The 1,555-nt window shown below is 72.5% G+C and carries 2 protein-coding genes; both read left to right on the top strand.

The genetic code is table 11. From position 1 onward, the window contains the following. On the top strand, positions 1-447 hold a 447-nt coding region (locus ABZW32_RS39920; protein ID WP_356225835.1), incomplete at its 5' end, for a response regulator transcription factor. A 16-nt stretch (positions 448-463) separates the two neighbouring features. Beyond that, positions 464-1,555 (top strand): HAMP domain-containing sensor histidine kinase (locus tag ABZW32_RS39915; RefSeq protein ID WP_356225834.1); only part of this gene is annotated, 1,092 nt, incomplete at its 3' end.

Below are 1,555 nucleotides of genomic sequence, written 5' to 3'. Positions count from 1 at the left end.
TATGTCGTCAAACCCGTCGACACCCCCGTCCTCGTCGCCCGCATCCGGACACTGCTGCGCCGCGCCACCTTCCGGCCCGCCGAACCGGAGGCCACCCCGGCACGGGGGGCCGGGCCGGCGAATCCCGCAGTCGTCTCCGCAGATGCCGGGACGATCCCCGGCGAGCTGGTCTTCGGGGACCTGTCCGTGAACACCCTCGGTCTGGAGGTGCACCGGGGCGGACGGCCCGTTCCGCTGACCCCCACCGAGCTGCGGCTGCTGCTGGAGTTCGCGGCGGCTCCCGGCGCCGTGCTCGACCGCCGCCGTCTCCTGCGAGACGTATGGGACTACGGCTGGGAAGGCGACACCCGGGTCGTGGACCTGTGCGTCCTGCGGCTGCGCAAGAAGATCGGAGCCGAGCGGATCGAGACCGTCCGGGGCTTCGGCTACAAACTCGTCCGCCACTGAGGAGCCGTCCGCACCCATGGCACTCCTCAACCCGCGCGCCCTGCGCTGGAAGATCGCCGCCCTGACCGCCGCCGCCTGCTGCGCGGTGGCCACCGTGATAGGCCTCCTCGTCCACCAGGCGATGGCCGAACGAAGCGACCGCACCGGGAACGAACGCCTCTCCGCTCGCCTGGCAGCCGCGGAGCGCGAGTACACCCGCACGGGCAGCGCGCCGCTCGAAGTCGAAGTCCTCACCCCGGAGCGGCTCGGCGCACCGCTCGCGCAGGCGCTGGCCGCCAAGGACCCAGCCGCGCTGTATGCGACCTGGAACGACCGCAAACCCCCCAACTGGTACTGGATGTGGGCGGCCATGCCCGTCGAGGGCGGCCAGGTACTCGTCGCCCGGACGGACATGAGCTCCGAGGTACGCGGTCTCCAGCTCCTGGACCGCAGCATCATCAAGGCCGTGCTCGCCGCTCTCCTGGTCGTCGTACCGCTCGCCGCCCTGGCCACCGAACCGATGAACCGCAGGCTGCGCCGGGGATCCCGCACCGCCCGGGCCATCGCCGACGGCGACCTCGACGCGCGGATCGGACCGGGCGGCCGGGCCCGTGACGAGATCACCGAGATGTCGGCGGCCGTGGACGCAATGGCTGCGACCCTGCAGCAAAAACTGGAGGGCGAGCGCCGCTTCACCGCGGACGTCGCGCACGAACTGCGCACCCCGCTGATGGGGTTGTCCACCGCCGCCGGGCTCCTCCCGGAGGGCGACGAGGTGGCCGAGCTCGTCCGCGACCGCGCCCGGGCCCTGAACGGGCTGGTCGAGGACCTCCTGGAGATCTCCCGGCTCGACGCCGGAGCCGAACGGGCGCGGACCGACGCAGTGCCGTTGGGCGAACTGGTCACCGACATCGTCCGCCGCACGGGGACGCCCACCGCAGTGGCGGTCCGTGCCACCAGGACCCTGGAGACCGATCCGCGCCGGGTGGAACGGATCGTGGTCAACCTCGTCACCAACGCCCACCGGCACGGAGCCGACCCCGTCGAAGTCGCCGTGGAGGCAACCGCTACGGGCGCACGGATCCTCGTACGGGACCAAGGGCCCGGCTATCCCGCCGCGGTGCTCGCG

Origin of the sequence: Streptomyces sp. NPDC004667 (assembly GCF_040609475.1) — a bacterium.
Lineage (GTDB): Bacteria > Actinomycetota > Actinomycetes > Streptomycetales > Streptomycetaceae > Streptomyces.
This window is presented reverse-complemented; position numbering and strand designations above follow the sequence as displayed.